This is a genomic window from Pedobacter sp. Bi126 (assembly GCF_918698245.1).
Lineage (GTDB): Bacteria > Bacteroidota > Bacteroidia > Sphingobacteriales > Sphingobacteriaceae > Pedobacter.
In genome coordinates, this window is sequence record NZ_CAKKMS010000003.1 from 89,518 (window position 1) to 113,569 (window position 24,052).

General features: G+C 37.6%; 20 protein-coding genes. 10 read left to right on the top strand and 10 right to left on the bottom strand.

Annotation, left to right across the window (positions count from 1 at the left end; genetic code table 11):
* Positions 1-52: 52 nt before the first annotated feature.
* Complete coding sequence (locus LQ201_RS10485; RefSeq protein ID WP_230142172.1) at positions 53-1,504, top strand: alpha-L-fucosidase; 1,452 nt, start codon at positions 53-55, stop codon at positions 1,502-1,504.
* Here LQ201_RS10485 and LQ201_RS10490 read toward each other — a convergent pair.
* The 3 genes from LQ201_RS10490 to LQ201_RS10500 all read right to left on the bottom strand — a co-directional run bounded on the left by LQ201_RS10490 (position 1,501) and on the right by LQ201_RS10500 (position 7,230).
* Entirely contained in the window at positions 1,501-3,057 is a 1,557-nt protein-coding gene (locus tag LQ201_RS10490; protein ID WP_230142173.1) for a rhomboid family intramembrane serine protease, read from the bottom strand. The genes LQ201_RS10485 and LQ201_RS10490 overlap by 4 nt on opposite strands.
* A 6-nt stretch (positions 3,058-3,063) precedes the next feature.
* Positions 3,064-3,813: a bifunctional 2-polyprenyl-6-hydroxyphenol methylase/3-demethylubiquinol 3-O-methyltransferase UbiG gene (locus tag LQ201_RS10495; RefSeq protein WP_230142174.1), complete on the bottom strand. Its 750-nt coding sequence runs from the start codon at positions 3,811-3,813 to the stop codon at positions 3,064-3,066.
* Between the two features lie 219 nt (positions 3,814-4,032).
* Positions 4,033-7,230, bottom strand: coding sequence for a S41 family peptidase (locus LQ201_RS10500; protein ID WP_230142176.1), 3,198 nt, complete (start codon positions 7,228-7,230; stop codon positions 4,033-4,035).
* A gap of 183 nt (positions 7,231-7,413) precedes the next feature.
* Between LQ201_RS10500 and LQ201_RS10505 the strand changes: the two genes are divergently transcribed.
* The 4 genes from LQ201_RS10505 (at position 7,414) to LQ201_RS10520 (ending at position 10,954) form a co-directional block, all read left to right on the top strand.
* Positions 7,414-8,685, top strand: coding sequence for a glycosyltransferase family 4 protein (locus LQ201_RS10505; protein WP_230142178.1), 1,272 nt, complete (start codon positions 7,414-7,416; stop codon positions 8,683-8,685).
* A 194-nt stretch (positions 8,686-8,879) separates the two neighbouring features.
* Positions 8,880-9,626 carry a glycosyltransferase family 2 protein gene (locus LQ201_RS10510; RefSeq protein WP_230142181.1) on the top strand — a complete coding sequence of 249 codons (747 nt, stop codon included), beginning with the start codon at positions 8,880-8,882 and terminating at the stop codon, positions 9,624-9,626.
* 3 nt (positions 9,627-9,629) lie between these two features.
* On the top strand, positions 9,630-10,319 hold the full coding sequence (locus tag LQ201_RS10515; protein WP_230142183.1) for a hypothetical protein: 690 nt from the start codon (positions 9,630-9,632) through the stop codon (positions 10,317-10,319).
* Between the two features lie 74 nt (positions 10,320-10,393).
* Complete coding sequence (locus tag LQ201_RS10520) at positions 10,394-10,954, top strand: type 1 glutamine amidotransferase domain-containing protein (protein ID WP_230142185.1); 561 nt, start codon at positions 10,394-10,396, stop codon at positions 10,952-10,954.
* 116 nt (positions 10,955-11,070) lie between these two features.
* Here the strand turns inward: LQ201_RS10520 and LQ201_RS10525 are convergent, their stop codons facing one another.
* The 5 genes from LQ201_RS10525 to typA form a co-directional block, all read right to left on the bottom strand.
* Positions 11,071-12,114, bottom strand: coding sequence for a hypothetical protein (locus tag LQ201_RS10525; protein ID WP_215130037.1), 1,044 nt, complete (start codon positions 12,112-12,114; stop codon positions 11,071-11,073).
* A gap of 222 nt (positions 12,115-12,336) precedes the next feature.
* Positions 12,337-13,527: a serine hydrolase gene (locus LQ201_RS10530; protein WP_230142186.1), complete on the bottom strand. Its 1,191-nt coding sequence runs from the start codon at positions 13,525-13,527 to the stop codon at positions 12,337-12,339.
* A gap of 40 nt (positions 13,528-13,567) precedes the next feature.
* A complete protein-coding gene (locus tag LQ201_RS10535; RefSeq protein ID WP_230142190.1) occupies positions 13,568-14,482 on the bottom strand; it encodes a lysophospholipid acyltransferase family protein in 915 nt (304 codons plus the stop codon).
* A gap of 89 nt (positions 14,483-14,571) precedes the next feature.
* Entirely contained in the window at positions 14,572-15,498 is a 927-nt protein-coding gene (locus tag LQ201_RS10540) for a lysophospholipid acyltransferase family protein (protein WP_230142192.1), read from the bottom strand.
* Positions 15,499-16,077: 579 nt separating this feature from the next.
* Positions 16,078-17,883, bottom strand: coding sequence for a translational GTPase TypA (gene typA, locus LQ201_RS10545; protein ID WP_230142195.1), 1,806 nt, complete (start codon positions 17,881-17,883; stop codon positions 16,078-16,080).
* A gap of 309 nt (positions 17,884-18,192) precedes the next feature.
* Here typA and LQ201_RS10550 point away from each other — a divergent pair, with 309 nt between their 5' ends.
* Positions 18,193-18,552 carry a DUF4180 domain-containing protein gene (locus LQ201_RS10550; protein ID WP_230142198.1) on the top strand — a complete coding sequence of 120 codons (360 nt, stop codon included), beginning with the start codon at positions 18,193-18,195 and terminating at the stop codon, positions 18,550-18,552.
* A 3-nt stretch (positions 18,553-18,555) separates the two neighbouring features.
* Here LQ201_RS10550 and LQ201_RS10555 read toward each other — a convergent pair whose 3' ends face one another.
* On the bottom strand, positions 18,556-19,002 hold the full coding sequence (locus tag LQ201_RS10555) for a VOC family protein (RefSeq protein WP_230142199.1): 447 nt from the start codon (positions 19,000-19,002) through the stop codon (positions 18,556-18,558).
* A 135-nt stretch (positions 19,003-19,137) separates the two neighbouring features.
* Between LQ201_RS10555 and LQ201_RS10560 the strand changes: the two genes are divergently transcribed.
* The 3 genes from LQ201_RS10560 (at position 19,138) to LQ201_RS10570 (ending at position 22,296) form a co-directional block, all read left to right on the top strand.
* Positions 19,138-19,815 (top strand): TIGR02117 family protein, encoded by a 678-nt coding sequence (locus tag LQ201_RS10560; protein WP_230142201.1) that lies wholly within the window; start codon positions 19,138-19,140, stop codon positions 19,813-19,815.
* Between the two features lie 133 nt (positions 19,816-19,948).
* Positions 19,949-21,385 carry an MBOAT family protein gene (locus LQ201_RS10565; RefSeq protein WP_230142204.1) on the top strand — a complete coding sequence of 479 codons (1,437 nt, stop codon included), beginning with the start codon at positions 19,949-19,951 and terminating at the stop codon, positions 21,383-21,385.
* A gap of 2 nt (positions 21,386-21,387) precedes the next feature.
* The gene (locus LQ201_RS10570; RefSeq protein ID WP_230142207.1) at positions 21,388-22,296 is read left to right on the top strand and encodes a DUF1574 domain-containing protein; all 909 of its coding nucleotides are present in this window, start codon (positions 21,388-21,390) and stop codon (positions 22,294-22,296) included.
* Between the two features lie 4 nt (positions 22,297-22,300).
* Here LQ201_RS10570 and LQ201_RS10575 read toward each other — a convergent pair whose 3' ends face one another.
* Positions 22,301-23,113 carry an esterase family protein gene (locus LQ201_RS10575; RefSeq protein WP_230142210.1) on the bottom strand — a complete coding sequence of 271 codons (813 nt, stop codon included), beginning with the start codon at positions 23,111-23,113 and terminating at the stop codon, positions 22,301-22,303.
* A gap of 182 nt (positions 23,114-23,295) precedes the next feature.
* Here LQ201_RS10575 and LQ201_RS10580 point away from each other — a divergent pair, with 182 nt between their 5' ends.
* A complete protein-coding gene (locus tag LQ201_RS10580) occupies positions 23,296-24,003 on the top strand; it encodes an esterase family protein (RefSeq protein ID WP_230142212.1) in 708 nt (235 codons plus the stop codon).
* Positions 24,004-24,052 lie beyond the last annotated feature (49 nt).

The window sequence follows — 24,052 nt, forward strand, 5'->3', positions numbered from 1 at the left end:
TCCTTCAGCTGGTATTTTTTTGTACTTTAGGTGGATCTAAGCTATAATGATGATGAAATACATATTAATTCTTTTTCTATTCTTAACAACGGCAATTTACGCCCAAACACCTCCTAAACCTTACGGTGCACTACCATCAAAAAGGCAACTGGCCTGGCATGATATTGAAGTTTACGGCCTAATCCATTTTACGCCAACTACATTCGAAAACAAAGAATGGGGCTTTGGTGATGCTGACCCGAAAACATTTAACCCAACAGATTTCAACGCCGATCAAATTATTAAAGCAGCCAAGGCCGGTGGATTAAAAGGCATCATCTTAGTTGCAAAACATCATGATGGTTTTGCTTTGTGGCCAACCAAAACGACCGATTATAACATAAGTAAAAGTCCTTTCAGAGCAGGCAAAGGAAATTTAGTTAAAGAAGTGGAGCAGGCTGTGCGCAAAAATGGTTTAAAGTTTGGGGTATACTGCTCACCATGGGACAGGAACAACGCGCTTTATGGTACCGATAAATATTTAGCCATTTATCAGGCCCAGTTAAAAGAACTTTACAGCAATTTTGGCGAACTTTTTATGAGCTGGCACGATGGTGCTAATGGTGGTGATGGCTATTATGGTGGTGCAAAAGAAAAACGCTCGATAGATAACACTACCTATTACGATTGGAAAAATACTTGGGCCATTACCCGTAAAATGCAGCCCATGGCAAATATTTTTAGCGATATAGGTTTAGATATCCGCTGGGTAGGCAATGAAGATGGTCACGCAGCGCCAACCTCTTGGGCTACTTTTACTCCGATGGCACCTGATGGAAAAAATGAAGCCGTTCCCGGCCAGGCAAATTATCCACAAAGTCCCGAAGGAATACGAAACGGTAAATTCTGGATGCCAGCAGAATGCGATGTTCCTTTAAGAAAAGGATGGTTTTACCATGCCAACGAAAAACCTAAAACCCCAGAAAAACTGTTCGATCTATACTTAAAAAGTGTTGGCCGTGGTGCAGGTTTAGATCTTGGTTTAGCACCCGATACCCGTGGACAACTTCACAAGGATGATGTTGCTGCACTGAAAACTTTTGGCGACATGGTTAAACATACTTTCGAGAATAACCTGGCCAAAAATGCCCAAATTAAAGCGAGCAATAGCAGAGGCAAAAAGTATGATGGTACTTCCCTGCTTGATGGTAAAAGGGAAAGTTACTGGGCCACACAGGATGATATTCATCAGGCAAGTTTAGAAGTAGATTTAAAAACAGTTAAAACCTTTGATATCATTAGCCTGCAAGAGTATATTCCCCTGGGTCAGCGAATAGAAGCTTACACTATCGAGGTATTTGAAAACAATGCCTGGAAAAAAGTTTACGATGGCACAAGCATTGGTGCAAAACGATTGATTAAACTGGACAGTCCGGTTACAACTAATAAAGTAAAAATAACCATTACTAAATCTCCGGTTTGTATTACGCTAAGTGAGATTGGGATATATAAATTCAGAAACTAATTTTGATTTGCCCTACTTAAGCTATCACTAAGTTTGAAAGTGAGTTCTGCAACATTGGATATTTCTTTGGATGTTTGTTTACTGTACTTCAATACGCTATCAGCTTGAATATCCCTTAACATCAAAGCAGCAGCAAGAGACATTTTTTTGGCAATTTCTGCTTTCTTCGAACGATCGTAAGCCTCTAAATCTTTAAGCTTAAGAGGCTTCATCTGTTTGATAATTTGCAGGTTATTCTGGCTGGGAATAATGCCATAATCGTTCACCTCTTTAAGTTTTTCCTCTTTTGACAAGGATGCTTTCAAATATAAAAGCTGATTAAAGGAAATCAGGTTATCGCTAAAGCTATCCCTTAGCTTCTTGTATTGTTGCGTTTGATAATTCGGCGTAAGAAAGGCTACTCCAAACGAAAAAGCAATAAATAAAATAAACACGCCTGCATAACGCAATTGAGTATTCTGCCGGGGCTGCTTTTGTAATTTAAAGCTAAAAATATAGCAGATTATAAAACCAGCTATCATGCCTGCAATATGTGTTGCATTATCAGTTGATTTAGATAATGATCCATTTAAAATAATTATCGCAGCTACAAAAACTGTACTGATCAACAATGCCCGGCTTGCATTTTTCTCAAAATATTTATTGAGCAAAAGTGCTATAAGTGCACCCATTACTCCCATAACCGCACCAGAAGCGCCAAAAATATAACCCACTTCGTGAAAAAGCAAGCTGATAAATCCGCCACAAATGCCACTTAACAAATAAATAGTTAAGAATTTTTTCCAACCTAATTTATTTTCTGCCATTAACCCTAAATAGATTAATGCGTACATATTAAAAAACAGATGAGAAAACGACCCATGGATAAACAAGCTCGAAATTAGTCTCCAATATTGCCCATCAAGCACCAGGAATTTATTGCTCACACCAAAATAAACCAATAAAGCTTGTATTTTTTCAACAAAACTTTCTTTAGAACCTGTTTGGTAGGCTTGTGTTAGTAAGTATTGTCTGTAAACAAATGTTACAAACGTTATTAAAACCCAATACAGAACATTCAATGCAACCAGGATTGGGGTAACGATATAACCCTTTTGAGGAAAAAACAGGAAGAAAACATTTTTGATCTTATTCTTAATGGCTAATGGGGCCTTTTCAAAATAAGTCGCATCGGAAGTGGCAACTAATTCATGGAATTTGGCTCTAATTTCATCCCACGAATCCTTTAGGTGATACTCCACGTATTCAAATTCATGAAAGAACTTTTCGAGGTTTGAATCATTCTTCCCATAATCATTTAAAAGCAGTTGAATACCTACACATTCGCTTTTTACTACGGCGAAATTGCGGATAATACGGATAGAGATCTCCTCACTATAGGATTGAAATGATAATGGTGTATAGGCAATAATCCCGTTTTCTGATAAGTGACTTAACTTCCAGCCCAGATTTTCGATTGCCTGTCTGGCAATGATTAGGTATTTATCTGCCGGAAAATCGGCCAAAGGAATATATTTTTCAATTTTAGGCGAGTAACCCCAACTGATTGACATAGCGCGTTATATTTTTTTCGCTACTAAGATAATATAAGGTGATAGATTTTTGCTTTCGAACGGAATAATCTTTGTAAATACTTTTCCGGTCAGCCAAACTACTTTCTTAAATAGACGAACGCCCGCAGATTTCTGGCTTTCATTTTCAAGCCATACACTAAAACGGCCAAAATAACCAGATTTTACTTCTTTAAGTCCGGCATGCTCGCAGATAGATTTCAATAACGCGGGATCCATGCTATCGATATTGTGCTTATCATAATTTTCTTTATCGAAATTCTTTTGAAACCAGCCGTTAACTGCTTTAAAATTTGGTAAGGTGATAAACAAAGTGCCTCCTGGTTTTACAAAAGTGATATGACGGTTAATAATATCGGCAGTATCGTTAAAGTGTTCGATTAAACCGCAGCTTAGTACAAGATCATACTGCTTTTCGGGCGTGTAATTAAAAAGATCGGTTTCAATGATATGGATATCCTTTTCGGTTAATCCGTTCTTTTCTAAAAGCTCATTTACAACCGGTGGATGAACAAAATAATCGAGAAGGGTAACATCAAGTTGAAAATATTTTTTCAGGAATACGGCATAGTAACCGGGAAAACCGCCCAATTCGATGGCCGTTTTAACATTATCTTTCTGAATAACATCAGCTAGTTGTTGATGAAATAAATAATTTGAAGGTAACTGAACCGCTAGTCCTTTTTTACTTTCCCAATAATTTACCCAAAAAGCCCTGTCGGTTAATAAATTTGCCATGTTTTAAATAATTCCAACCCCAAAGAAACGGAAAAAATCGAGAAGTTATTTATAAAATGTTAGGTTGAGCCTCTCGGTTTTATAATAATGATCGTCATTGCGAGGCACGAAGCAATCCTACAACTATGGTTGACATTTCTATAGCATTAAGATTGCTTCGTGCCTCGCAATGACGACTATACGGCTCGATTAGCCGGTTCAAACTTTAACCGATTAACCCTATTTAAGGTCCTTCAAAATCTCAGCCACTGCTTTTTCGAGCTGAGGATCTTTATCTGCCAGGCGGTCTTCGAAAGTATTTTTCACAAAAATATCGGGTTTAACGCCATCCTTTTCGATGTTTTTGCCATCCATGGTATAACAGCCCCACGATGGTAAACGGTAAGAAGAACCATCAACCAAACCTTTAGCAGAAGTAAAAATGATCCAACGGTAGGTTTCTGTACCGATAATCTTACCCAATTTTAATTGTTTAAACCCTGCCGCTGTCATTTCAGCATCACTTAAAGATTGTTCGTTAATTAGCAACACGATTGGCTTCGCTGCCGGGCCAAAATTACTTTGTGGCGCCATTTTACCGCCGCGGTATTTCCATTGTAAATAAGGGCGCTGAGAAAGGAATTTTAACACATCATCATGTACGTTGCCTCCGGTATTGTAGCGCAGATCGAGGATAATGGCATCCTTATTTTCTTCTTGTGCAACCATATCCAATAAGAAAGTTTCCAATTCGCCACCACCCATGTTTTTCATATAAGAATAAGCAATCCTGTTATTGCTCCATTTATCAACATTTTTATGGTTTTGAGCGATCCACTCATCATAAAGATTTCCCCGCAGGGTACCCGAGCTTTCTGGATGTACGTTTACAAAAACATCTTTTCCGTTACGCTTAAAGGTCAAAGTAATTTCTCTATCCAATGATGGTTTACTAAAATAATAATCGCGGTCTATTTTTTCATCTACCTTAACGCCGTTTACTTCTGTAAGAATATCTCCTGCCAAAATATTGGTTCCGGTGCGGGCTGCATTACTTTTAGCGGCAATGCGTTCAACTTTTAAAGGATTTTCATTATCGAAGATGATTCCTGTTTCGTTAGTGATGTAAGTAAGGTTTTTGCGTTCCTCTGCCCCCGAGCTGTTAAAGCCCATGTGCGAAGAATTCAGCTCGCCTAACATGTCGTTCAATAAAATTCTCAGGTCGCTACGGTTGTTCACATACGGCAAATAAGCTGCATAACGCGTCCTCATCTTATCCCAGTCTACGCCATGAAATTTTTCGTCATAAAAATTCTCATCTAAACCTACCCAGGTTTCATAAAACATCTGGTTAAACTCGGCATTCAGGTTTCTGGTAAATTTATAACCGTGGTCTACGCGGTCAAGCTTGTTCCCTTCCAAGGTATATTTATTGATCGCTCCTCTTGATAAAACGAAAAATTTATCACCAGTTGATACAATCGAGTAATCGCCTCCATCGGCAACTTTTTCTGTTTTATTGGCTTCAAAAGGTTCAATAGTAGTACGGTAAAGGCCTGGTGCGCCTCCCTCATGGTTTGACGAGTAAAACACGTATGTTTTGTCGCCTTTGGCAAAAGCATCCGTTCCAAATTGGCCACCAAATGCAGGGCCAACCAGTTCTATGCGATCTAAAATATCCTGCGTATTAATGGTAATTACATTTGCTGGTTTTGGCGTAGGTTTTAACTCAGTCTTCTTTTTAGCTGTATCTGTTTTTGCTTTTTTATCATTTTTATTAGCAGTTATTGCAGGCTTAACTTCAGTTGGTGCAGGCTTGGTTTCTTTAAACAGGTCATCAAACTTATCAGAACGGTAAGGTTCGTCATAGTTATTCAATGCCATACGGTAAATGTGTGCATTCTGCATTCCCGTTGGGTAAGACGGCTTGGTACGGGCACTGGTAAAGAATATATATTTGCCATCGGGCGACCACGCAGGCCCTGTTTCGGTAACACCTGTATTGGTTAAATTAATGGTTTTATTACCCTTGATGTGATGCACCATAATATCCTGCTCGAAATTCCGGTACACCGTAAAAAGCACATACTCATCATTTGGCGAAAAGCTTGGCGCTGCACTTTGTAAGGCCCAAAACTCGTCGGTTACTAAAGTCTTGGCTTCAAAAGTTTTAAGATCCATCAGCTTGAGCTCGTTTCTGCCACTCAGGTATACGGCCATGGTTTTGGTTTTGTTTAAAGTGATATCGCGTACATTTGCTTTATCCTTTGTAAGCTGTTTTACCGATCCTTTTCCGTCGCCGGTAATGGTAAACCAGTTCTGATAGCCGTTTGCCGTTTGGCTGAACAGGATTGTTTTGTTATCAGCCAGCCATTTGCATTCTAAAGCACGTTCACCACTGTTGGTAATCTTACGGATAAATTTTCCGTCTGCATCGCTTACAAATACTTCACCACGTGAAATAAAAGCCATCTTTTTGCCATCGGTAGAAACATCGAATGCTGAGATATTTCCACGCACATCGTACTCTTGCTCTTTACTCAACACCTGGTTACGTGAAGTACTGATATTGATTTTCTCGGTTTTCTTCGAAGTTACATCGTAGGTGTACAATTGATAATCTTTCTCAAACACAACCGTAGTTCCATTGGCCGAAACAAAAGGACGTTTAATGGAAGTATCAAAATTGGTCAAACTTGTTTTCTTGTCACCGATAAAAGTGTAAAGATTATATTCCTCATTGCCTTCATCTGATACAAAAAAGACATTCCCTTTTTGATCAACACTGGTCCAGAAATCTTTCCCCATATAATCGGTATAACGTTTATAACTTTTTGATTTTGGGTTATACGATTGGATATCTGGATTGTAGGCTCCTTTGTAGTGTTTGCGGTTTGCAAATCGGTAACTCTCCCATGTATCGTTAAAAAACAGTTCACCACTTGGCGATTCGGCAATGTGGTGCGTGGTATTGAAATAATTATCGAATAAACGGACAGCCGTGCCACCGTTTACACTTACTTTATAGCTTGAAAAAGAATTATAGCGACCAGATGTGAAATAAATTGTTTTCGAATCCCAGCTCCAGTTGTCTACTTCATCCGCAGCATCGTTAAAAGTTAATTGTTTAATATCACCACCTGTTAAAGCCATAAGATACACGTCGTAATTACCAAACTGGTTTGATGAAAAAGCCATCCATTTCCCATCAGGAGATATTTTCGGATTAATTTCTTCGCCCTGCATGGCGGTAACCCTCGAAGCCACACCTCCTTTTACGGGTACTTTCCAAATATCACCATCATAACTGAATACTATTGTCTGCGCATCGGGCGTTAAAGCAGGGTATGCAGCAAAATAGGTTTGACCTTGAGCAAATGAATGGATAGACAACAAAAATGCTAGTGTCGCTAGCGATTTCAACAGGGATTTGATCATGATTTATTTTGTTTGGCTTTGATGCATAAACCCGGCTTGTTTAAAATAATCATTAAATTCAGACATGATTATTTTAAACATCAAAAGGCTCCATCCTACAATTAAAAAGCAATAAAAAATATTAGGATGAAAATACACAACAGATTTTATATTCGTAAACAATAAAATGTATTTTTGATTGATTTGAAAGTAGTACACCTAAATACCTACGATGGAAATGGCGGAGCAGGGCGTGCCTGTTTGCGTTTAAGTGATGCCTTAATGGCCAGTGGAATCGATTCAAAAGTATTGGTTTACTATAAATTTGGTCAAAACCCGAAGATCGATACCTTTAGCAAGTCGCCTTTTCAAAAAGCCAAAGCCATTTACAATATCCTATCTGAAAGATATTTTGCCAAATGGTTGAGTAAATCGGTAAAAACCCCTTTCAGTTTGCAATGGTTTGGCCGTTCAGTAATTAATCACCCCGATGTTAAAAATGCCGATATTATCCATTTACATTGGGTAAACCATGGCTTCCTCAACCCTAAGTTTTTAGCGCAGCTTGATGAGCTTGAAAAACCGATTGTATGGACTTTTCATGATAGCAATGCTTTTACAGGTGGATGCCATGTGCGTTATGGATGCGAAAATTTTCACCAGCAGTGCGGTAATTGCCCCATTTTAAAAATCAGTGGTAAAAATGATATTTCGCACAAAACCTGGGTGCGGAAACAAAAAGCTTATACCGAATTGAACTTCCATATCGTAGCACCAAGCAAATGGATGGCTGCATCGGTAAAGTTTAGCAGTTTGTTGGGCACGAGGAAGGCTACGGTTATCCCAAATACGATTGAAACAAAAATTTTCAAACCTTATGTTAAATCGGAGGCGAAAAAAATCTTAAAGATCAATCCTGATAAGTTTGTACTGATGAGCGGGTTTATGCCCTCAAAAAACGACAAACATAAAGGAACTCCCTATTTAATCGAAGCATTAGAAATTTTATCGCGTAGGCCTGGAATACAAAAAGAAAACATTGAATTGGTTATTTTCGGAAACAAGGAAAATGCCGAAATGCCCGAATTTCCTTTCAAAACAACTTTTTTAGGCACAATTAATAAAGATGATCATTTAGCGAAATGTTATTCTGCTGCAGATGCCTTTATTACGCCTTCTCTCGAAGATAACCTCCCCAATACCGTGATGGAAAGTTTATCGTGCGCTACACCCGTTGTTGCTTTTACTACTGGTGGCATACCTGATATGGTGAAACACATGCAGAATGGCTATCTCGCAGCGTATCAAAATGCGGAAGACTTAGCAAACGGCATTGAGTGGTTGTACCACCGTCCAAATAAAGAAGAAATCCAAAAAGCGGCAAGATTGAGTATTTTAACAGATTTCTCGGAAGAAGTAATCGCTGCCGAGCATATCCACCTTTACGAAACACTAATTGATCTGCAACCGAAATAAAATCTGAACAAAAAAAGAGTGTTAATGTAATTAGCCAACCAACAAAGACAATATTAAAAGCCTGATTTACTATATATTATATTAGTCCAATAGTGTTGGACTAATTAAAAATGTTTGGCAAATTCATTTTCAATTGGAGTAGAAAAATTCAAGCAATCTTTATTAAATTTACTCCAATCCAAAAAAGCCATTCCTTGCCAAAGCTAACTGTCATCACCATTGTATACAATAACGTTCGCGATATCGAACGTACCATTCAATCTATCCTTAAACAGACCTATAAAAAAATCGAATATATTGTAATAGATGGCGCATCAACTGATGGCACTTTACAGGTTGTTGAGCGTTATAAAGATCAGATTACAAAAATTGTATCAGAACCCGACAAAGGCATTTATGATGCCATGAACAAAGGTTTAGCACTAGCAACAGGCGATTACGTTTTATTTATGAACTCGGGTGATGAGATTTATGATGAACAAACAGTAGAAGATGTTTTTGCCTCTGCCCCCGGTGCAGATATTTATTACGGGGAAACAGAAATGTACAACGATAACTGGGAAAATTTAGGCCGCAGAAGGCACGAAGCACCCGAAGAATTTGATTGGACCAGCTTTAAATACGGCATGAACATTAGCCATCAGGCTATTTACATCCGCCGCAGCATTATTACACCGTACGATTTAACCTATAAGTATAGCTCAGATATTGATTGGATTATCAAAGCGGCAAAAAAGGCCTCTAATATTGTTAATGTTCATCGTTATGTAGCGAAATACCTGGTTGGTGGCATGAGCAAGAAAAAACACCGCGAAAGCTTAAAAGAGCGGTTTAAAATATTCACCAAATATTATGGTTTAGTACCGAATATCTTTAATCATATTATCATTGCAGGTAATTTGGCCTTGTATTTTGTTAAGCACCGTAGAACAAACGATTAGCTTATGAATGAAGAAATTAACGAGCTACTCTCCATCTACGAACAAGAAAAGGAATTAATCGAGTCTATAATTGAAGAAGATCGGATTGATAGTGATTATAAAGCAATCTATATAAATTCTAAAAATCTCAACAGGATACAGCGCCAGATTGCACTGATTAAATCATTAATAGATCCATATGCACAAGAAAAAGAACGATTAAAAAGAAAAATCGATTTTTTCGTTAAAAAAAGTGAGCTTGAAGAATCTGATGAGTACAGAACCCAGATGCTTGCTCAGATTGATCGTAAGTTAGACCAACTAAACAGTTATAAACCAGGTTATTTTAACGATGGGCAAGAGTTTGATGATGCTATATTTGATTTGGTAGAACAGAAGATTAAAGGATTTATTTTCAACTTGAAAAAAGAAAATAAATTGGCCATACTGTTTAAACGCACGGATAAAGAAATTTTATTAGCAGTTACCAATATCAAAAAGCTTAAAAAACAGCACATCCTAGACAAAAACGCTAAGGCTGTACTTAAATCAATCGGTTTTAAAGAGGAAAAACACGTTGATTCACTAGTTTTCACTTACGGTTTGGATAATTTTAAAGATGCTATTTTTATCAAAACTATTGTAAGCAGAGTGATTTTTGATGCGTTCTATTTTCAAGGACTCGATACGAAAGCGACAATTGAGATTTTTTAATAATCTCAAATTTCTAAAAACAATAATTTTCCCGAACTGTCTTTAATACATTACCTATTAAAAATTTAAAGATTATGGGACAATTAAGTAACCGCACTATTGCTGTACTTACAGAAAGCGGATTTGAAGAAGTAGAATTAACCGAGCCAGTTAAAAGGTTAAAAGAAGAGGGCGCAACCGTTCACATTATCTCCTCAAAAAGCGGAAAAATAAAAGCTTGGAACCATGATCATTGGTCGATAGAAGTTGATGTAGACAAAACCATTTCTGAAGCAAATGCCGAAGATTATAATGGTTTGCTGCTACCAGGCGGTGTTATTAATCCTGATCAGCTTCGTGTTAACGAAGATGCGATAGCCTTTGTAAAATCGTTCTTTGCCGATGGAAAACCAGTTGCGGCAATCTGTCATGGGCCTCAAACCTTAATTAATGCAGATGTGGTTCAAGGCAGAAAAATGACCTCGGTAAAAAATATTTCACAGGATTTGATCAATGCAGGCGCACTTTGGTCAGACGAGGAAGTGGTTGTAGACCAAGGTTTGGTTACGAGCCGTACACCAGAAGATTTACCTGCTTTTAACGATAAAATTGTAGAGGAATTTGCCGAAGGTGTTCACGAAGGGCAGCATGCCTAAAAACTTTGGACGCTCTTTCTAGATTCACTCAAAAACGGTTGGCAAATTTGTCAGCCGTTTTTATTTTGTCTTTTCCGAGTGCCGTCAGATGTTACCATCTGACAGCACTTATAAATTTATAACTTAACCTGCCTGATGATATTTTTAATGTTCAATTCGATAATATCAGTCATGGTTTTACAGCGCAAATAATTTGTATCCTTAAAATAATCGCTCATACTCTGTTTTAGCAGCGCGATGTTCTCAGGTGTGGTTAATTCTTCCTTATTAGAAACATCACGGAGATCGGTTAATCGGTGGCGTTCGCTCCTAACCCTGTGCACAATAGACGAGCGTTCTTCCTGTTGGTATTGTAGTACGGTTTTCTCCGTCAGCTGCTCCATACTCATTTTCACATAAGGCAAATTCTCTTTAAAAAACTGGGGCAAATAAACCTTTAAATTCCCTTCGTAAAACTGTTGGTCGAAATCTATTGCACGAATACGAAACTGAATATCATCAAAATCGGGTGTAATCTGTACCACAAAATTATAGGCTCGCATATCACCTAAAAGCATAATCAAACAACGTTCGTTAAACTTTACGAACTCTTTTGCAATCCTGGTCGGATTAAACTCAGGGGTATATAATTGTCCTTTTGTAAAAACATCCCCTGGAATTCCCGCAATATGTTCTTCCACTAAGGTATTACCATCAACAAGATAATTTACCTGATTGGGCGAAAGGATTTCTTCCATTTCCAGGCCATAAATCCGCGAAGCATCAGCTTTTTTGATGTAAAAATAATCGTAAACATCATTTAAGCGATTAACAATACGGATGCGGAAGGGATGTGTATTTCCGAAGGTACAATATTCAATTTTATCGATGTACTTGTGTTCAACGATTCGCAAATTTCCAGATGCCTTTAAGTTGGCATAAATTTCCTTTAAGCCATCATGCAAAGTTTCAATTAAATCCTGTGCATAAATCGGTCCTTCCCAGAGTGAGTCTTTACCAAACTTATCCATTAAAGGAAAAGCTTCGTTAAACTGCATTAAATCGTTATAACCGATAGGCAATTTCGCTTCGCGCTGGTAAGTACGTAAATATTTCTGCAAAGCAGGTGTTACCGGAAAAATCGGCTTCTTTTTCGAAATTCTTACATCGTTATTTTCCATGTAGAGGCAATGTACTATTTTATGGAAATATGTATAAATTTTTTACCACAAAGTTCACGAAGAAATATCACAGAGGAACAGAGCATAGTTGAAATGCGAAATAATATATTGCGAAGGAAACACGGAACACATGGGAATATTATCTATTCCTGAGTCCGTAGCAGACGAAACAGTCAGCTTAACTCGCTTTTCTCTGTGAAAACCCGGTGTTCTCAGTGGTTGTTAACCCTTCGGATAACTGAATGGCAATCCACTCAGATACCTGCTGATTTTTCGATAGGGATAATTCCCTGTGCCGTGATCGGCAAACTGAACAATAATGGTATTCGTTTTCGGATCGATATACAGCCTTTGGCCGAGCATGCCTTCTGCAGCATAATCGCCATTATCACCTTCCTGTGGAACCCACCAAAGATAGTGATGGGCTGATTTTTGCCAGCCTTTTGCCGATGCAGGTTTTTCGGTACCGATATTTATAGATTGATTTACCCAGCTTTCCGGAACGATCTGTTTCCCCTTGTATTTGCCTTTATTTAAATATAATCGACCAATTTTGGCGAAATCGATAGCCGTAACCTGAAAGCGACTTGCAGTGTTTGTTAAACCGTTAACCTGATCTAATCCCCAGGTGGCATTATATTGCGTACCGATCTGTTTCCACACATTCGCTTCAAAATATTGCGCTACCGATTTACCGGTTGCCCTTTGCAAAACCCAACCCAACACAATCGGATCGATGCTTTTGTACTTCCAAACCGTGCCGGGTTTATTCACCAGTTTAACTTTCAACAATTGGGCTTCCATATCATCCGTATAATAATATTTGGCTTCATCAGAAAAAAACGCCTTAACAATGCCCCCTAGTGCATCCTGAAATTCGAGCCCCGACTTCATATCCAAGAGGTTTTTCAATGTAATATCCTTAAATGCAGGATTTGATTTTAACTCGGGAATATACTCGGTTACTTTATCGTTTAAACTTTTAATGCTATGATCATTTAATGCTTGCCCGATCATAATAGAAATCATGCTTTTGGCACCAGAAAAAATGGTAGTTAAGGTGCTATCACGATAACCTTTATCATATTTTTCGTATAAAACACTATCATTTCTTATTACGATAAAAACATTGATCTGCCCATTTTTTAAATATTCTTTCAATGGAACAGATTGATTATTTCCATCCAGGACATGAAGGGTATCTAAATCGTTGCGTTGCCTGGCCGACCTGATAAAATGAAAGGAAGAATCACTTTTATGTGAAATTTCCTGAGGGAAAATTTTATACGTTTCAGCACCAGGCGTTCTATATTTTAATACATTTAACAGATAAGGCTTCCAGAGAAACAGTGCGAACAGCGATAAAAAAAATGCATAGATCAGGAACAGTAATAGTTTTTTGAAAGTTTTCATGGGTAGGCGTTATACCAACAAATATAAAATATTTAGGAAATTATGCCTGCTTTAGCAATTCATTTGTGGTAAAAAGAAGTTGATGTTTAGGTTTGTATTTCCACCTTTTATGGCTCCACAACCAATACTCGGGCTTTGCTCTGATAATTTCTTCCAAAAAGCGGGTGTGCATTTCAGTAATTTCGAACTCAGCGGTCCCAGCCGGATTTAAACAAAGGGGCACACAATCTACTGTATAAAAACCACGTTTAAGCACATTAATTCTGAAATAAAAGATAGGTTGATTAGTACGTTTTGCAATTTTTTCTATCCCTAACTGAACAGAGCTGGGCTGATGCATAAAACTTGTCCAATAATGCGACTCGTCTTTTGAGGGTGCCTGGTCATTTCCGAAACTAAATATACTCGGTTTACCCTTACTCGCCTGCAAAGCCCTCATGGTTTGTCGCATGGCAATTAATTTATTGCCAAATTTACTACGTACTTTTTTAAACCAATGATCAAATGTGGAATTTGTTAAGGGTTTGTAAATTGGATAATGATCTGCAGAAAAGTTAAGCCCTATACCCAAAGTTCCCCACTCCCAGTTACCATAGTGTGCTGCACAGATCAACACACTTTCTCCCCGGTCTAAATATTCCTGAACCTGCGCTTTGTTTTTAAATATGAAACGCCTTTCGATTTCTTTTTTTGAGATACTGCTCATTTTAATGATCTCGAAGACCAGCGAAGCGAGGTACCGGTAAAAGCGTTTTTCGATAACCAAAATCTCTTGTAACGTTTTATCAGGAAGCGCATTTAATAAATTTTCCCGAACAACTTTACGTCGGTAGCCAAAAACAAAATACAGTAGTAAATAAGCTCCATCGGCCAAAATGTATAAAACAGATAATGGGAGCAGAGATAATACGCCTAAAAAAAATACTCCCAAATGGGAAATCCCCTTTTTAATCATACCAGAAATTTTAAAGTGCTAATTTAAAAAGCACCTTAAAAAATTATGCCACGAAAATGTTAGATTTCATATTTAGACAATTGGACTAGCTAAGCCATTGCATCCATTATATTCTGATCTTTTTTGATGATTTCTGAAATCTTTTGCTCAGGTTTATATTTCCATCTGCGGTGGCTCCATAACCAGTAAGCTGGTGCTTCTGTGATCATATCCTCTAAAAAGTGCGTATGCATTTCGGTGATTTCGAATTCAGCAGTTTCTGCTGGGTTTAAACAGATCGGCACACAATCTACTTCGTAATACCCTCTTTTTAAGTAATTTATTTTGAGGTAAAACACCGGGCGGTTTGTTTTTCTGGCTATTTTCTCAACCCCTAACTGGATGGAAGATTCCTGATTTAAAAAAGTTGTCCAGTAATTCGATTCATCTTTTGAAGGCGCCTGATCGCTGCCAAAAGTAAACATGGTTGGTTCATTTTTACTCGATTGAATAGCCCTTAAAGTTTGACGCATAGACACCATATGGTTGCCAAATTTGCTTCTCATGGTCAAAAACCAATTATCAAAAGCTTCGCTGCTCAACGGTTTATAAATTGGGTAATGTTTGCCAGAAAAGTTTAAGCCAATAGCCATGCACACCCATTCATAATTGCCATAATGTGATGAACAGAAAAGCACACTTTCGTTATTTTTAAGATAGGCTTCTACCAGATCGGTATTTTTAAATTTTACCCTTTTATTTAATTCCTTTTCAGAAATGCTTTTCATTTTAATCACTTCAATAAAAAGTGAGGAGAAAAATTTATAAAAACGTTTTTCTATGGCATTGATTTCAGCAATATTTTTCTCGGGGAATGCATTAACCAGATTTTCTTTAACCACTTTACGGCGGTAACCAAAAACATAAAATATTAACACATAAAAAGCATCCGCCAATCTGTATAAAATAAATAGCGGTAACAGCGAGAGCATATTTAATAAAAATATACCCATTTTGGATAACCCTTTATTAATCATGATATGGGATGATTAGTTTGCTTGCAAAACACAAAATTAAAGCTGAACGCAAAATTAATTGCCATGCAATTGTTAGTTTTTTATTCCAAAAGGTTTTATGAAAAAATGCTGACAAAAAACAGCGCATCTGATTAACAATTTAACTGACCAGCAACGGCTTACCTAATTTACTCTGCATTTGTCACTAAAATCACAACTCTGGCAAATTAGACGCATTACTAATCCAACCTATGAGCACAGCCCCAACGGTTCTAAACCTTATTATAGCGGTATCCCCCCGATTCTTCATCGGGGATTTAGCGAAAAGAAGGACTAACAATAAAAAAAACCTCGCAATTGCTTTCCATATCATTTTCGACCACCTAAGCCACTTTAGTTCAACTTAGAATAATAAAACATAAATTATGCGCTCAGCTCAGATGTTCTTAGATGACTCAACAGACGGCAATTTGTTATGCGCTATTATTAATACAAATTGGTAAAACGCAAAAAAGCCCCGATTTACATCGAGGCTTTAGTAATCTATATTTTAAGTCCCCTTTAGGGGATTTATGCCAAAGGCATCCCTTTGGGAGGGGTTTAAGCGAATTGCTTTCCTTTAACTTTACGTTCTTGTTCTGTTAAGAAGATTTTACGTAAACGCATGCTTTGCGGTGTAACCTCGATATACTCATCAGCCTGGATATATTCCATAGCTTCTTCCAAAGAGAATTTAATTGCAGGTGCAATACGGGTATTATCATCAGTACCAGAAGCACGCATGTTGGTTAATGCTTTACCTTTTACTACGTTTACTACTAAATCGTTATCACGGATGTGCTCACCCATAATCTGACCTTCGTAAACATCAGTTCCCGGATCGATGAAGAAACGACCTCTATCTTGTAACTTATCGATTGAATAAGCAGTAGTTTGCCCTTTTTCCATTGAAACCAACACACCGTTCAAACGGCCAGGAATTGTACCTTTCCAAGGTTCGTAAGCTTTGAAACGGTGAGCCATAATCGCCTCTCCTGCTGTAGCAGTTAAAACGTTGTTACGTAAACCAATGATACCACGTGCCGGGATTTCGAATTCTAAGTGTTGTAAATCGCCTTTTGGCTCCATAATTAATAACTCGCCTTTACGTTGAGTTACCAATTCGATTACTTTACCAGAAACTTCACCGGGAACATCAACGATTAAAGTTTCAATCGGTTCATGTTTTTTACCATCAATTTCTTTAACGATAACCTGAGGCTGACCTACCTGAATCTCATAACCTTCGCGACGCATCGTTTCGATTAATACAGATAAATGGAGAATACCACGACCATAAACCAACCATGCATCAGGGGAAGCTGTTTCAACAACTTTTAAAGCTAAGTTTTTCTCAGTCTCTTTGATTAAACGTTCTTTAATACGTTGAGAAGTTACTAATTTACCTTCTTTACCAAAAAATGGAGAGTTGTTAATGGTAAACAACATGTTCATTGTTGGCTCATCAATGCTGATAACAGGTAATTGTTCTGGTGCTTCAAAATCAGCGATTGTATCACCAATATCAAAACCATCAATACCTACAACTGCACAAATATCACCTGAACTTACCTCTGTAGTACGGATTTTACCTAAACCCTCGAAAGTATAAAGTTCTTTTACTCTTGATTTTACGATTTTACCATCGCGTTTGATTAAAGTAACCGGTTGGTTTTCTTTAATTGTACCACGGTGTACACGACCAATTGCGATACGACCAACGAAAGATGAATAATCTAACGAAGTGATCTGCATCTGTAAAGTACCCTCGTTAATTGGTGCAGGTGGAATGTTTGCCACAACTGCATCTAACAAAGCGAAAATATCGGTAGTTGGTACTTTCCAGTCTGTACTCATCCATCCTTGTTTAGATGAACCGTAAATTACTGGGAAATCCAATTGATCTTCAGTTGCTTCAAGGTTAAAGAACAATTCGAAAATCTGCTCATAAACCTCTTCCGGGCGACAGTTTTCTTTATCCACTTTGTTTACTACCACAATCGGTTTTAAACCAAGGGCTAGAGCTTTTTGCGTTACGAAACGCGTTTGAGGCATTGCACCTTCAAAAGCATCGCAAAGTAAAAGTACACCATCTGCCATTTTCAGAACACGCTCTACCTCACCGCCGAAATCCGCGTGACCAGGAGTGTCAATAATGTTAATTTTTACGTCTTTGTACTGAACCGATACGTTTTTAGATACAATCGTGATACCACGCTCGCGCTCTAAATCGTTGTTATCCAATATCAAATCTCCTGTTTGTTCGTTGTCACGAAAAATAGAACAAGAATGTAAAATCTTATCAACCAAAGTAGTTTTGCCGTGGTCAACGTGTGCTATAATAGCTATATTTCTAATCTTTTGCATAAAATGCGCCTCAAATTTGGCGCAAAGATAGTGTTTTGAAATGGATTTTCTACTATATCTCTCACTATTTAATATGATGATAATGTTGTAATTATCTCATTTTAAACAGAACAGCGAGTGCCATATTTTTCACCTTTATTATCTTCCGTTGTATTGTTAGAAAATCCTGAACAAGTTTAAAACTAAATTTAGTTTTCGATTCAGTTATAGAACAGGCTTAAACCAGATCCTCCTATTAAAAGCATAATTTTTATATTAGCAGCAAGGAAATGAATATCATTACCTTTACCTGCCTATTAAAATCAACAGATGAAAATTGAATCGCACACCATAAACAATACCAATATTGCCGAAATTCTTTCGAAAGAAATAATTATTAATAACGCAGAAGACGGGCTAGACTTATTGGGAAACTTATACTACCAGGGTTTTGATAAAATTATTATACACGAACAGAACATTACACCTGCTTTCTTCGACCTGAAAAACGGAATAGCAGGAGAAATTCTCCAAAAGTTTTCAAATTACCGGGTAAACCTGGCCATTATTGGCGATTTTAGCCCATATCAAAGCAAAAGCATTAAAGATTTTATTTATGAAAGCAATAAAGGCAAACACATTAACTTTTTAGGTTCGGCAGCTGAAGCCCTAACAAAACTAGCAGGATAAAATTTATATGCTTAACCAATCTTCATAAGAAATCACACCCAGTTCTGGTTTAGCCTCTCCTTCCAAAATGGCAATAAACTCCAGTGCATGCCCGTCAGGATCATTAAAGTAAATAGCCAAAGCGGGCATCCAGGCGAAAACCATTGGTTCGTGATTTCCATTGTTTAGAAAATTATAGGGCTTTAGGTTTTTAGATTTGAGAAAGTTAACCGATTTATTCAGTACATCTTCAACATCGCAACGAAAGGCAAAATGTCTGATATCAATCTCATTTTTTGGCTTTTCCCAGATGCCAAGCATGGCTTCTTTTGGCTTGCCGATCCAGAAAAAGGCAATTTTGCGTTCTTCTTCGTAGTGGCACTGTGTTAAGCCCAAAGTATTACTGTAAAAATTGATAGATCTTGCTAGATCTTCAACATAAATATGTGTTTCAAACAGTCCCTTTATCATATAGTGAAGGTAGAGATAAGTTATAGCCACAAAAAATCGTGTTTTTCGATAGCACCATCAATAAAATCGATATCTGGAGCTTAACGGGTTACCAAAAACTAAAATGCTGTATTAAGAATAAATAACCCCGTCGAAATGAACAAAAGACTTTTAAGATATGCAGGCAGGTGCAGCATTGCTTTTATCGCATTGATTGGGCTTTATTTTATAACCGCATTTTGTTGCTCACGCATTACCATAAACGCCAATCCTTCAAACGCTAAAGAAATTGCCATCTACATCATGACGAACGGCGTGCATACTGACATTGTGGTTCCTGCTGTTAATGCAGAAATGAACTGGGCAAAAGAAATCCGTTACCAAAATACGCTTGAAGCCGATAGCACTTATCAATACCTGGCTATGGGCTGGGGCGATAAAAAATTCTACCTCGAAACGCCAGAATTTTCTGACCTTAAACTAAGTAACGGCTTACGGGCAATCTCCGGACTGAGTACATCTGCTATGCACACCACCTATTACAAAAACATACGGAAAGATGCGAGCTGCAAGAAAATTATCATCAGCAAAGCGCAATATCGACAACTGATCGAGTATATTTTAAATAGTTTCAAAAAAGACGAAACGGGACATTTGATCAACGTTAAATCGAACATCCATTATGATATTGGTGATGCCTTTTATGAAGCAAAGGGAAGTTACAGCATTTTTAAAACCTGCAATACCTGGGCAAATGCAGCACTAAAAGCTTGCGGACAAAAAAGCTGTTTGTGGACCATTTTCGACACCGGTATTTTTTTAAAATACCAGTGATAAAAATACCGTGAAATAACTATACAGGTATTTTACACCTTTAAGCAATTCTGCGTACAAATTTATCCGTCGCATTAATCGGACAGCACAAAGCGTTAATTTTATTCTTAAACGAAGTATTAAACTTAACGCTATGCTGTTCAACTCTTTTAGCTTTGCTGCTTTTCTGCCCATAATTTTTATCCTGTATTGGGTTCTGGGGAAAGAACGTTTAAGAGCTCAAAATATATTATTGCTGGTTGCCAGCTATTTCTTTTATGCCTGTTGGGATTGGCGGTTTATGTTCCTACTCATTTTTTCCACATTATTGGATTATTTCACTGGGTTAAAAATGATGGGAAGCAAAAATAACAGGACTAAAAAATTTTGGTTCTGGCTGAGTATTTCCATTAATCTCGGTTTTTTAGGCGTATTTAAATACTATAATTTCTTCGCCGATTCTTTCGCTGATGCTATTGCAAATTTTGGGCTTCAGGTAAACCCATGGACATTAAAAGTCATTTTACCTGTTGGTATATCATTTTACACCTTTCACGGCCTGTCGTACGTAATCGATATTTATAAGAACCGTATACCGGCAGAAAAGAACTTTATCGATTATTCTTTATTTGTGAGTTTTTTTCCACTACTGGTTGCCGGGCCAATAGAACGGGCAACACACTTGCTTCCTCAGATCAAAAAAGAAAGATCTTTTGATTACAGCAGGGCGATTGATGGCTTACGACAAATTTTATGGGGCTTGTTTAAAAAAATCGTCATTGCCGATCAATGTGCCAATTATGCCAATATGATTTTTAACCATTCTGGTGAATACTCAGGAAGTACATTATTGCTCGGCGCTATCCTTTTTGCTTTTCAGATTTATGGCGATTTTTCTGGCTATTCAGATATCGCTTTAGGTACAGCACGTTTATTTGGGATAGAGTTGTTAAGAAACTTTTCCTACCCCTATTTCTCCAGGGATATTGCCGAATTCTGGCGTAGATGGCATATCTCGCTATCCACCTGGTTCAGAGATTATCTTTACATCCCCTTAGGCGGAAGCAAAGGCGGAACCTGGGCAAAAGTGAGGAACACGTTTATCATCTTCCTTGTGAGCGGTTTTTGGCATGGCGCCAACTGGACCTTCATCATCTGGGGCTTATTAAATGCGCTGTACATCATGCCCTCCATTGTTTTCAATACCAACCGTTCGAATTTAGATACCGTTGCGCAAGGAAGAACTTTTCCAAGCCTAAAAGAATTCGCCGCGATTATATTAACTTTTGGTTTAACCGTTTTCGCCTGGATATTCTTTAGGGCAAATTCTGTTCAGCATGCTTTTAATATGATATCAACCATTGGTTCCGAATCATTTTTCAGTATTCCTCAAATAGTGCCGGTTAAACTATTTCTATTGCTCGCCTTGTTTATTTTAATCGAATGGAATGGCAGGATGGAGCAATATGCCATTGCCAAATTTGCCTTATCGTGGCCAAAACCAATAAGATGGGGTATTTATTATGGCCTTGTTCTGGTGATATTCTTTTTTGCAGGGGCGGAACAGCAATTCATTTACTTTCAATTTTAACTATGAAAAAATTCACTAAATATATCGCCGTTTTTATATTGCCAATTATGCTTTTGGCTGTTCTTTTTGAAGTTCTGATCAGAAGGATCCCAAACGATTATGGGTATAAAAAAAGCTATCTCGATCATCACGCTAAAGAAGTAAACATTTTATTTCTGGGCAGCTCACATGTATATTATGGTATTAACCCAAAGTATATTAAATCGAGTTTTAATGCGAGTTACATTTCACAATCTTTCGACTATGATCTGGAGATTTTAAAAAAATATAATAACCAATGGACCCATTTAAAATATATCGTTATTCCTGTTGATTACTTTTCGTTTTATGGCCGCCTTGAGAACAGCCCTGAAGCATGGCGGGCAAAAAATTATCGCATTTATTACGATATCAATACCGATCATAAAATTTTCAATAGTACTGAAATGTTAAGCAATAAACTCGACATCAATTTAAGCCGGCTTTTAAACCATTATGTTAGAGGCGAAAATGATATTAGTTGTAGCAACCTGGGCTGGGGATCAAACTACAAGGCTATTAACCACAAAGATTTAGTGAAAAGTGGTACAACTGCCGCCGCACGGCATACTGCGAAAGATAATCTGCAATACCCAACTAACCTGCATTTATTGGATAAAATTATTGCCTTTGCAGAGCACAAACATATTAAGGTTATATTGTTTACCAGTCCGGCCTATAAATCTTATGTATCACATTTAAGCAAAAAACAGTTGAATACTACACTTTCGACCATCAAGAAATTGAATACTTCGCATAGCACAATCAAGTATTTTAACCTTTTACAGGATAGCTCATTCCATGCGCAGGATTTTTACGATGCCGATCATCTTAACGAAATTGGTGCAAAGAAATTAAGCTTAAAAATGAATGTGCTTTTGAGTAAGATATAAGCGATTAAACCTCAAATGCCCAATCCAAAAAGGCAGGCATTACACTTTCCCAGGTTGGAACATCGTGTTTGCCACCAACTTTTTCGTAGTAAAAAACATTTTCAGGTCGTTTATAACCTTTATTCAAGAGTATTTTAACAACATCAATCGTATCATCTATAGAATCGATGATCATATTTTTATTCCGATCAGCCTTTTCATCTTCCGTTCCTGTCATTAACCAGAATTTCATATCAGGCCTGGTAGAGGTACTTTCCAGCTTTGCATGCATAATGCGATCTGCATCAGTATATCCTTCTGCCAGATCTTTTTTTCTCCACCAAAATGCTCCTGAAAAAACACCAATGGCATCAAAAGCAGCAGGATTATTCCAGGCAATATCAAAAGCAGACAAACCGCCCAAAGAAAATCCCGCAAAACCTACTTTACCAGTTATCGGCATCGCAATTTTCTTTTTAACAAAAGGCAAAAGCTCTTTGATCACGAAATCAGTATATAAATCGGCTTTCGCTCCACGCCCTTTAAAATCGGGCACACCCGCAACACCATATTCCATTAACCGGTCTTCTGATGCTTTAATGGCCACAACAATTAACCTGTGGTTTCTTTTGCCATGATGGGCTTCTTCCAAAATCCGGCTAAAATCCATTTTGGCCACATCCTGCCCATCATTTAACAAAAGAAGTTCTATTTTTTCATTTCCTAAAATACCTTCGGGTGTATAAATATCTATTTCTACCTCATGCTTTAAATAAGCTGAGGGTATTTTAAAGTTGCTGGTATTAACTTTTACCGATAAAATTGTGGTGTACATCATAATCAAAATCCCCTATCACATGGCTATCGCCTCAGAATTAGGGTGCAAAGGTACAAATCTCCGTAAACTATTAATTATCATGGGTTAATTTTTACAATACGTCTTTAATTTGCTTCATTTTACTGCCTAAACAATTCTTTTTGTAGATTTTAATTTATACCTTAAATCATTCAATTTTTATTATGGTTAAAGAAGAACATAAGAAATGGTACAGCCCGAATTTAAGTGGCGAAATCGACATGCTCATCTTTGGTCACGGTGGTATCCCTATCCTACTGTTCCCGACAAGCATGGGTCGATATTTTGAAACCAAGGATTTCAAACTGATAGATTCTGTTGAGGGATTTATCAATGAAGGAAAAATTAAGATCTATTGCCCCGATGGCGTCGACAAATTAAGCTGGTACAACAAAAGTATTCACCCTGCCGACAGGGTTAAAAACCACATCTGGTACGACAAATATTTATTGGAAGAAGTGGCCCCTCTGGCAAGGCACGAAACCGGGCACAGCAAAATTATTACCGCCGGCTGTAGTTTCGGAGGCTATCATGCTGCTAATTTCGCTTTTCGGCATCCCTGGTTGGTTAGCCATATGTTTAGTATGAGCGGGGCTTTCGATATTTCCGGCCAGTTGGATGGTTTTTATAATGATGATGTTTATTTTAACAATCCGGTTGATTATCTGCTGAATAATAGTAACCCCGAACTGCATTATATGAAAATTGTTTTGGGCACAACAGACCGCGATATGTGCAGGCCTGACAATGAGCGTTTATCTGATATTTTAAACAAAAAGGGCATCGACCACTGGCTTGATATCAGGCAGAATGCGGATCACGATTGGCCTATCTGGAGAGAAATGTTTCCAGATTATATTGCACAGCTTTAGTTTAGTCCAAAGTCGGCAGTCTTAAGTCCCGAGTCGATTTAGGATATAA